This is a genomic window from Aurantimonas sp. E1-2-R+4 (assembly GCF_036549515.1).
Classification (GTDB): Bacteria; Pseudomonadota; Alphaproteobacteria; order Rhizobiales; family Rhizobiaceae; genus Aurantimonas; species Aurantimonas coralicida_A.
This window is the reverse complement of the sequence record NZ_JAZHLK010000076.1, coordinates 1-9,832: the sequence shown is the minus strand read 5'-3', so window position 1 is coordinate 9,832 and position 9,832 is coordinate 1. Positions and strand designations below refer to the sequence as shown.

Genomic DNA, 9,832 nt, shown 5'->3' with positions numbered 1-9,832 from the left:
CGTGTGAAGGGGAACCGGTGCTGCCATGACAAACCTCCGTTTGTCACAGTGATTCAGAATTCTGTCAGCTTGGGAATCCCCGAAGAGTCGGCCTTCGCTCCCGTTGGTATTAGGAGCTACCGGCATGGAAGTTAGCTGCAATAGCAACAACCCACGAAGGGCTGCGGTTATGCATGTTGCTCGTCTCGCATGTTCCGCCGATTTCGACGGCTGGCGCCCGGCCGCCCGCACGGCGCTGGCGCTCAGCATTCCGCCCGAGGCGTTGAGCTTCGTCGTCGGGGATGAAGCACCCGGCCTGTTCGCCGAGCCCTTGCCCGAAGCGCCCGCCGACGCCGCGCAACCGACGGTTCCAAAGGCCTTTCCCGACTTCGCCAAGAAACTGGTTTGCCACGCCGACGCGGATCGGTTTGTTTTCGCCTATCGCCTGCTGTGGCGGCTGCAGACGGAAAAGAGGCTGCTCGAGATCGCCTCCGATCCCGATGTGCTCCGCGCCACCGCGATGGAAAAAGCGGTGCGGCGAGACAGCCACAAGATGAAGGCCTTCGTCCGCTTCCGCGAGGTCGAGGACGGCGAGGGCGGCAAGCATTATGTCGCCTGGTTCGAGCCATTCCACCACGTCGTCGAACTGACCGCGCCATTCTTCGCCCGCCGCTTTGCCGGGATGGTCTGGACGATCCTCACCCCCGAGCGCTCGGTCCATTGGGATGGCGCGGAATTGGCATTTCTGCCGGGCGCGACGAAGGACATGCGTCCGCAAGATGACGACATGGAAGCGCTGTGGCTGACCTATTACGCTTCGATCTTCAATCCGGCGCGGCTGAAAGTAAAGGCGATGCAGGCTGAAATGCCCAAGAAATACTGGGCCAACATGCCGGAGACGGCGCTGATCAAGCCGCTTGTCGCCGGCGCCGAGGCGGCCGCCCGCCGTATGATCGCAACCGCGCCGACCCTGCCGAGTTTATCCCATGAGCGACGGATGGAGCGCGAGCGGATGGCGGAGACGAGCACGGGCCCCGACCACGCAGCGGACATGGCCGGCGAACGGCCGACGACAATTGCCGCGGCGCGCGCTGCGGCAAAGTCCTGCAAGGCGTGCCCGCTCTGGGAGCCCGCGACCCAGACGGTATTCGGCCAGGGACCGGACGACGCGCCGGTGATCTTCGTCGGCGAGCAACCGGGCGACCAGGAGGACATCGCCGGCGAGCCCTTAGTCGGACCGGCCGGAAAGGTGTTCGATCAGGCGCTCGCCGCAGCCGGTATCGACCGGCGGCAGGGCTATGTCACCAACGCGGTGAAGCACTTCAAGTTCGTGCCGCGCGGCAAGCGTCGCATCCATGCCAAGCCCAATGCCGGCGAGGTGAAAGCCTGCCGCTGGTGGCTGGATCTGGAACGCGAGCTGATCAAGCCGAAGTTGATCGTCGCCCTCGGCGCGACGGCGGCGCAGGCCGTGCTCGGCAGATCGGTGACCATTCGCGACGCCCGCTCGCGATTGATCGACCTCGACGAGGCGACCAAGCTGTTGGTCACCATCCACCCGTCCTATATCCTGCGGCTTCCCGACGAGGCGGTGCGGGCGCGCGAGAGCGAAGCGTTCAACGCCGACATGGCGATGGTGCTGGACTTCCTGCCGGAACTGAAGCTGGCGGCCTGATCAGCCGATCAGCACGCTGCGGATCACCAAGCCCACGAGCCCGACGGCGGCGACGCCGCCGAGCCACAAGAGGACGAACCAGCCGATCCGCTGCCACAGCGGCCCTTCGTCGCCGGCCCCGCCTCGGGCGCGGCTCAATGGTAGCCCTCGCCGGGGCGGATCTTGCCGCGGAACACCCAATAGGCATAGCCGGTATAGATCAGGATCATCGGGATCAGCACCGATGCGCCGACCAGCAGGAATTCCATCGAGGCATCCGGCGCGGCGGCCTCCCAGATGGTGACGTCAGGTGGAATGATGTTCGGGTAGAAGCTGATGCCGAGCCCGGCGAAGGCGAGCAGGAAGAGCGCCAGTGCGGACAGGAAAGGCCGCACGTCCTTGCCGGCGGCGAGCGACTGCAACAGGCTGAAGGCGGCGAGAGCGGTGAGGATCGGCACCGGCGCCACATAGAGGATCTGCGGGAAAGCGAACCAGCGCAGGTAGAACTCCTCCTTCAGAAACGGCATCCACAGGCTGACCGCGCCCATCAGCAACAGCGTGCCGACCCCAGCGAAAAAGGCATAGCGTCGCGCGATGTCGCGCAATTCCCCGTCGGTCTTCATCACCAGCCAGGTTGCGCCGAGCAGCGTGTAGCCGATGACGACGGCGCCACCGGTCATCAGCGAAAATGGCGTCAGCCAGTCGAACCAGCCGCCGGCATAGGCGCGGCCCGAAACCTCGATCCCCTGCACCAGGGTGCCGAGGGCGATACCCTGGCTGAGCGCCGCGACGAAGGAGCCGAGAAAGAACGAGACGTCCCAGAGCCAGCGGCCGCGCACCGTCTTGAACCGGTATTCGAAGGCGACGCCCCGGAAGATCAGCGCCAGCAGCATGGCGATGATCGGCGCATAGATCGCCGGCATGATGATCGCATAGGCCAGCGGAAACACCGCGAACAGGCCGCCGCCGCCCAGGATCAGCCAGGTCTCGTTGCCGTCCCAGATCGGTGCCACGGTGTTCATCGCCGTGTCCCGGTTCTCGGTCCGGCCGAGGAGGGGAAACAGAATGCCGGTACCGAGGTCGAAGCCGTCGAGAATGACATAGGCGATGACGGCGAAAGCGATGAGAAATGCCCAGAGAATCGCAAGGTCCATCGTCGTCTCCCTATTCAGCCGGATCGACGGCGGCGTGACCGTCTGCTGATGCCGACGAGGCCAGCCCGGCGGTCCGGGTCGGGTGATCCAGCGTCTCTTCCTCGAAGGGCGTCGGGACTTTCGACATCAGCCGCAGGATGTAGAAGGTGCCGGCGCCGAACAGCAGGAAATAGACGATGATGAAGGCTAGGAGCGACGCGCCGACCGCCTCCGCCGCGATCGGCGAGACGCTCTCGGACGTTCGCAGAAGACCGTAGACGGTGAAGGGTTGGCGACCGACCTCCGTGGTGATCCAACCGGCGATGACGGCGACGAAGCCCATCGGCCCCATGGCGATCATCGCTCGCTGCAGCCAGGGACTTTCGTAGATCGAGCCGAAAGCCCGGCGAAACAGCGACCACAGCCCGATACCGAGCATGGCGAAGCCGATGCCGACCATGGTCCGGAACGACCAGAATACGACGGTTGAATTTGGCCAATCCTCGCGCGGGAAGGCGTCGAGCCCCTTCACCGTGCCATCGAGCGACCGGGTGAGGATGAGCGAACCGAGATAGGGGATATCGACGGCATATTTTGTCCTCCCTTCCTCCATGTCAGGGATGCCGAACAGCGTTAGCGGCATCGGCCCGTCGACATTGGTCTCGAAATGCCCCTCCATGGCAGCGACCTTGGCCGGCTGATGCTCCAGCGTGTTGAGGCCGTGCTCGTCGCCGGCGATGATCTGGAGCGGCGCAACGACTGTTGCCATCCACAGCGCCATCGAGAACATCAGCCGAGCGCTGGCGTTATAACGACTACGCAGGAGGTGGAATGCCCCGACCGCGCCGACGACGAAAGCGGTCGTCAGATACGCCGCCAGCACCATGTGGAAGAGGCGGTAGGGGAAGGAAGGATTGAAGACGATCGCCCACCAGTCCTCCGGCACGAACTGGCCGACGGCATTGATCCCGTAGCCGGTCGGCGTGTGCATCCAGGAATTGACCGACAGGATCCAGAAGGCCGAAAACACCGTGCCGAGTGCGACGACGAACGTGGCGGCGAAATGCAATCGTGCGCCGACCCGCTTCTGGCCGAACAGCATGATGCCGAGGAAGCCGGCCTCCAGGAAAAACGCCGACAGCACCTCATAGCCCATCATCGGACCGAGGATCGGGCCCGTCTTGTCCGAGAACACCGACCAGTTGGTGCCGAACTGGTAGCTCATGGTGATGCCCGACACGACGCCCATGCCGAAGCTGATCGCGAAGATCTTTACCCAGTACTTGAAGGTATCCATGTAGACCGGCTTGCCGGTCGCCAGCCACAACCCTTCCAGCACAGCCAGATAGGAGGCAAGCCCGATCGAAAAGGCCGGGAAGATGATGTGGAATGCGATGGTGAAGCCGAACTGGACTCGGGCGAGAAGGACGGGATCGAAGCCTTCGAACATGGCGCTGCCTTCGGCTGTTCCTGCGACGCGGGTGTGCGCCCAACATAGGCCGCGTGCACCGCGTAAGAAGGTGCTCACGACGATTTTGCCATCCTCCGCTTGCCGTCGTTCCCAATGCTGCGCCACGCGATGTCGGGTTTCGCCAAGCCCTTTCACCGCTGTTCCGTCCCATGGCCCGGCTGCTATAGAGGCGGCGATTGATTGAGCGGGCGGGGGCGAAATGAACCAGAACCGGATGCGGGACGATCTCATCGCGATCTTCGAGCGGGCAGTGGCGGTCGCGCACCCTTCAACCATTCTGGCCGCACATTTGCCGAAGCCGCCCGTCGGACGGATCGTCATCCTCGCAGCCGGCAAGGCGGCGGCTTCGATGGCGGCGGCGGTCGTGGCGCACTATCGCGGCACCCACGCTGTCCCTGACGCCCGCCTGACCGGGGTCGCCGTCACCCGCGACGGCTATGCGCTGGATGCCGGGCCGATTCCCGTTGTCGAGGCCGGCCATCCGCTGCCCAACGAACACGGGCTCGCTGCGACCGCGCGGGTTCTCGAACTTGCCGAGGCGGCCGGCCCGGACGACCTCGTGCTGGCACTGATCTCGGGCGGGGGCTCGGCAAACTGGCTGCTGCCCGCCGACGGCGTCAGCCTTGCCGACAAGCAGGCCGTGACCAGGGCGCTGCTGAGAAGCGGCGCCGGGATCGGCGAGATCAACTGCGTGCGCAAGCACCTGTCGAAGATCAAGGGCGGCCGGCTCGCCCGCGCCTGCGGCGACGCCCGCCTCCTCACCCTGGCAATCTCGGACGTGCCGGGCGACGACCCGAGCGTCATTGCGTCCGGACCGACCGTGCCCGATCCGACGATGCTCGCCGAGGCGCGGGCGATCATCGCAAAGCGCGGTATCGACCTGCCGCCGTCGTGCCGGACGGCGCTTGAGGACCCGAAGAACGAGTCGCCGAAGCCGGGCGATCCGATCTTCGCGGCGAGCGATTACCGGACGATCGCCACGCCGGCCGCCTCGCTACACGCTGCCGAAAGCGTGGCGACCGCGCTCGGCTATACCGTCCACAGCCTCGGCGCCGATGTCGAGGGCGAGGCGCGGGACGTGGCGCGTCAGCATGCGCGCCTGGCCCTCGATGCCAAGGCACGCGGCGAGCGGCTGGCGATCCTGTCCGGCGGCGAACTGACGGTGACGATCCGCGGCGAGGGGCGCGGCGGGCCGAACCAGGAATACGCTCTGGCGCTGGCCGTCGCGCTTAATGGCGAAGCCGGCATCGCGGCGCTGTCCGGCGATACAGACGGCACCGACGGCGGCACCGGCCTTGCCAGCGACCCCGCTGGTGCCTTTGTGCTGCCGGACACGCTGGCGCGAGCGAAAGCCGCCGGGCTCGACGCCGAGCGGGCGCTCGCGGACAATGATTCCACCCGGTTTTTCGAGGGGCTGGGCGACCTGTTCGTGCCAGGACCGACCCACACCAACGTCAATGATTGCCGCATCATCCTCGTCGGATGAGCGGCCCGGCAGAAAAACGAGGCCAGCCATGAAACGCTCGCGCGTCAACGAGATCATTCGCCAAGGCGACGAATTCATCCGCTCCTTCGGCTACGTCATGCCGCCCTTCGCCTATCTCTCGCCCAGCGAGATGAAGTCCCGCCGCAGCGAACTGTCGGCCATCGTCGAGCGCCGGCTCGGCTGGGACGTCACCGATTACGGTAAGGGCGACTACGACAGGCTCGGCCTGTTCCTGTTCACCGTGAGGAACGGCCACAGCGCCGACCTTCAGGCCGGACGCGGCATGCTGTACGCCGAAAAGATCATGATCTCGCGGCACGACCAGATATCGCCGATGCACCGCCACATCGTGAAGGCCGAGGACATCATCAATCGCGGCGGCGCAACGCTGGCGCTCGAACTCTTCGAGAGCGCGCCGGATGGCTCGGTCGACGAGGCCGCCGACGTGACGGTCGTCACCGACGGCATCACTCGCAAGCTTCCGGCCGGCGGCATCCTCAAGCTGTCGCCCGGCGAGAGCGTGACGCTGCTCCCCGGCAGCTGGCATGCTTTCTGGGGCGAGGGCGGCCACGTCTTGATCGGCGAGGTTTCGACCGTCAACGACGATCTCACCGACAACATTTTTCGCGAGCCGATCGGCCGCTTCGCCGAGATCGAGGAGGACGAGGACCCGCTGCATCTGCTGGTGTCGGATTACGACAAGTGGCTGTAAAACGCCGCCGCCGCTTGCTGTTTGTAAGCGTTTAGCTTACGTTGCACCCTGATGCGGTGAGTGATGATCAAGGACTTCAAAAGCAAGGCGCTGGAGCAGCTTTGGACCACCGGAAAATCGGCGAAAGTTCGGCCCGACTTGCAAAAGCGGATTCTTCGTCGTCTCGATGCGTTGGACGTCGCGCGCTCGATCGTGGATCTCAAAATGCCGGGCTTTGATTTTCATGCTTTGCTCGGCTTCGATCCGACCCGGTACACCATTCACATCAACGGGTCTTGGTGCCTGACGTTTGAGTTTGAGGGTGCCGAGCCCAGACGTATCGATCTTGAGCAGTATCACTGAGGTTATCTCGATGACGGAAATGTCCACAGATCGCGACCCGAATCGCTGTCCGACCCATCCGGGCGAGCTTCTGCGCGAGGACGTTCTGCCGGCCACGGGCCGCACCAAGACCGAAATCGCTGCCTTGCTCGGTATCTCTCGTCAGCAACTCTACGACATCCTGCGCGAAAAGAAGCCGGTATCGGCAGACGTCGCGGTACGCCTTGGCAAGTTGTTTGGAAATGGTGCCGCGATTTGGCTCCGTATGCAGGCCGCTCACGACGCCTGGCATGCCGAGCGCGAGGTCGACGTCAGCGCGATCCCGACCTTGACCGCCGCCTGAGCGATTCTGTGGACATGATGCCGCGCGGCTGACTCCACGGCACCGGCGCGTGGTATCCTGAACGTCCTGCCGGTTCTCGCTCCGAGTCGACCTGCACGGCATCAACGACGACCACCCCTTGCGGCGAAAAGACTCCTCATGACGATTGCCGTCGATCTCGGCACGACCCAAACCGGCGAACCGGCGGAGCTCGATCTGGAGGAGCTGCTGTCGACGCGCCTGCTCGTCCAGGGCAATTCCGGTTCGGGCAAGTCGCATCTGCTGCGCCGTCTGTTGGAACGCAGCGCCGACTGGGTGCAGCAGGCGATCATCGATCCCGAGGGCGATTTCGTCTCGCTGGCCGAGCGCTACGGCCATGTCGTCGTCGACGCCAACCGCACGCCGGCGGAACTGACGCGGATCGCGCGACGCATCCGGGAGCATCGCGCCTCGGTGGTGCTCGATCTGGAAGGGCTCGACGCCGAGGTGCAGATGATGTGCGCGGCCGCCTTCCTCAACGGGTTGTTCGACGCCGACCGCGCCCATTGGTATCCGATGCTGATCGCCGTCGACGAGGCGCATCTGTTCGCACCGGCGATGGCGGGCGAACACTCCGAGGAAGCCCGCCGGGCCTCGCTCGGCGCGATGACCAACCTCATGTGCCGTGGCCGCAAGCGTGGGCTTGCCGGCGTCATCGCCACCCAGCGTCTCGCCAAGCTCGCCAAGAACGTCGCGGCGGAGGCCTCGAACTTCCTGATGGGCCGCACCTTCCTCGACATCGACATGGCACGCGCCGCCGACCTGCTCGGCATGGACCGGCGGGCGGCGGAGCGGTTCCGCGATCTGGAGACCGGCAATTTCGTCGCGCTCGGCCCGGCGCTGTCGCGGCGTCCGGTGCCGATCAAGATCGGCGCGGTCGAGACGGCGGGGCGCAGCGGGCGGCCGTCCCTGATGCCGTTGCCGGAAACGCCGCGCGAGACGATGGAGGATCTGATCTTCACCGTCAGCGAAGAAGACCGGGCGGCCGAGCGCCAGCGTCCGCAGCGGCCCTTCGCGAGCCCGTCGCAGCGCCTCGAGGCGGCGAACGCGCCGGTCGCGACCCACGAACTCCTGGAGCGCGTCGCCGCCGCGCCGTCGGTGTCCGAGCGGCACGAGCCGGTCGACGACGATCCGCGCTCGGCCGAGGAGCGCGCGGCGGCGGTCGACGCGATCTTCGCCGAGATGCTCGAAGACCCCGACGCCGCCTTCCGGCCGGTGCCTGTGCTCTACCAGGATTTCCTCACCCATTGCCGGCTGAAGCGTCTGCGCGGCGCCGAAACCGACATGGCGGCGTTCCGGCGGCGGCTGTCGCTGGCCCGGGCCGGCGTCTCCGTCGAGACCGAGGACGAGGCATGGCAGGCGGTGGTCGGGCGCGCCGCGGACCTGCCGGAAGAGATGCAGGGCGTCTATATGATGCTCGCGAGAGCCGCCCGCGACGGCGTGGAGTGCCCGTCCGACGAAGCGCTGGCCCGCGCCTATGGCAGCCATTCGCCGTCGCGCGGCCGGTTCCTTCTCAGCTTCATGGACGAGCGCGGCCTGATCACCGCCGACGCCGATTTTCGCGGCAACCGGGTCGTCACCATCGCCGGCACCGACTGGCGCACCTGCCTGCCGGAGGTCAAGCACGACGCGCTCGACGAGGCGCGGGCGCGGCGGGCTGCGCGGCTGGCCAGAAGCTGACGGATCGCCGCTCGGTGGACGCCGGCCGCAACGAAATGCCAATATCGGGCGCGGCGACCGCATCGATCAGGACCACCCGCCGCTGACAGGACACAGGCCGACGTGGCAGAACAACCGGGCGCCGCGCCTTCGCGGGACATCGAGGGGCGCAAGAGCGATCATCTGGACATCGTGCTCGCCCCGTCGTTCGCAGCGCGGCGGGCGCCGAACGGCTTCGACCGCATCGTCTTCGAGCATGTGGCGCTGCCCGAGATCGCGCTCGCCGACATCGATCTGTCGACGACCTTCCTTGGCCGCCGGCTCAAGGCGCCGCTGCTGATCGCCTCGATGACCGGCGGCCCCGAGCGCGCGGCCCGGATCAACGCCCATCTCGCCGAGGCGGCCGAGACGCTCGGCCTCGCCTTTGCCGTCGGCTCGCAGCGCATCGCGCTCGAAGGGCGCGGCTCCGGCGGGCTCGACCGGTCGTTGCGCGCCCTGGCCCCGAGCATCCCGATCCTTGGCAATATCGGCGCGGCGCAGCTGGCGCTCGGATACGGTCCCGACGAGGCCCGCCGCGCCGTCGAGATGATCGACGCCGACGCGCTGATCGTCCATCTCAATCCGCTGCAGGAAGCGGTGCAGTCCGGCGGCGACACCGACTGGCGCGGCGTCCTCGCCGCGATCGAGGGGCTGGCGCGGGCGCTGACGGTTCCGGTCGTGGTCAAGGAAGTCGGCGCCGGGCTGTCCGGTCGGCTGGCGCGACGGCTGGTCGATGCCGGCGTCCAGGCGATCGACGTCGCCGGCGCAGGCGGCACCAGCTGGGCCGCGGTCGAGGCGGAACGGGCTGCGGACGCCGGGACCCGCGCCACGGCGCTGGTGTTTTCCGACTGGGGCATTGCGACGCCGCGCGCGATCGTCGACGTGCGCGCCGCCTGCCCGGACACGCTCATCATCGGCTCGGGCGGGGTCCGCGACGGGGTTGACGCGGCCAGGGCGATCCGCCTCGGCGCCGATCTGGCCGGCCAGGCGGCGGCCTCGCTGCCCCATGCCGAGCGCTCG

The 9,832-nt window shown here is 66.7% G+C and carries 10 protein-coding genes; 7 read left to right on the top strand and 3 right to left on the bottom strand.

Annotated elements, in window-relative coordinates:
• Window positions 1-169 precede the first annotated feature (169 nt).
• Window positions 170-1,651, top strand: coding sequence for a UdgX family uracil-DNA binding protein (locus VQ045_RS20430; RefSeq protein ID WP_331831428.1), 1,482 nt, complete (start codon window positions 170-172; stop codon window positions 1,649-1,651).
• Here VQ045_RS20430 and VQ045_RS20425 read toward each other — a convergent pair whose 3' ends face one another.
• From VQ045_RS20425 to VQ045_RS20415, 3 genes are read right to left on the bottom strand one after another with little or no spacing between them, the layout of a single operon-like run.
• On the bottom strand, window positions 1,652-1,789 hold the full coding sequence (locus VQ045_RS20425) for a DUF2474 family protein (RefSeq protein WP_331831427.1): 138 nt from the start codon (window positions 1,787-1,789) through the stop codon (window positions 1,652-1,654).
• On the bottom strand, window positions 1,786-2,784 hold the full coding sequence (gene cydB / locus VQ045_RS20420) for a cytochrome d ubiquinol oxidase subunit II (RefSeq protein ID WP_331831426.1): 999 nt from the start codon (window positions 2,782-2,784) through the stop codon (window positions 1,786-1,788). The genes VQ045_RS20425 and cydB overlap by 4 nt, the downstream gene beginning before the upstream one ends.
• A gap of 10 nt (window positions 2,785-2,794) precedes the next feature.
• Window positions 2,795-4,213 (bottom strand): cytochrome ubiquinol oxidase subunit I, encoded by a 1,419-nt coding sequence (locus VQ045_RS20415; protein ID WP_331831425.1) that lies wholly within the window; start codon window positions 4,211-4,213, stop codon window positions 2,795-2,797.
• Between the two features lie 220 nt (window positions 4,214-4,433).
• Between VQ045_RS20415 and VQ045_RS20410 the strand changes: the two genes are divergently transcribed.
• From VQ045_RS20410 to fni, 6 genes are all read left to right on the top strand, one after another.
• Entirely contained in the window at window positions 4,434-5,720 is a 1,287-nt protein-coding gene (locus tag VQ045_RS20410) for a glycerate kinase type-2 family protein (RefSeq protein ID WP_331831424.1), read from the top strand.
• Window positions 5,721-5,748: 28 nt separating this feature from the next.
• Window positions 5,749-6,432: a D-lyxose/D-mannose family sugar isomerase gene (locus tag VQ045_RS20405; protein WP_331831423.1), complete on the top strand. Its 684-nt coding sequence runs from the start codon at window positions 5,749-5,751 to the stop codon at window positions 6,430-6,432.
• Between the two features lie 63 nt (window positions 6,433-6,495).
• Window positions 6,496-6,774 carry a type II toxin-antitoxin system RelE/ParE family toxin gene (locus VQ045_RS20400; protein ID WP_331831422.1) on the top strand — a complete coding sequence of 93 codons (279 nt, stop codon included), beginning with the start codon at window positions 6,496-6,498 and terminating at the stop codon, window positions 6,772-6,774.
• Window positions 6,775-6,784: 10 nt separating this feature from the next.
• Window positions 6,785-7,096 carry a HigA family addiction module antitoxin gene (locus VQ045_RS20395; protein ID WP_331831421.1) on the top strand — a complete coding sequence of 104 codons (312 nt, stop codon included), beginning with the start codon at window positions 6,785-6,787 and terminating at the stop codon, window positions 7,094-7,096.
• A gap of 138 nt (window positions 7,097-7,234) precedes the next feature.
• Window positions 7,235-8,794 (top strand): ATP-binding protein, encoded by a 1,560-nt coding sequence (locus VQ045_RS20390; protein WP_331831420.1) that lies wholly within the window; start codon window positions 7,235-7,237, stop codon window positions 8,792-8,794.
• A gap of 102 nt (window positions 8,795-8,896) precedes the next feature.
• Window positions 8,897-9,832 (top strand): type 2 isopentenyl-diphosphate Delta-isomerase (fni, locus tag VQ045_RS20385; protein WP_331831419.1); only part of this gene is annotated, 936 nt, incomplete at its 3' end.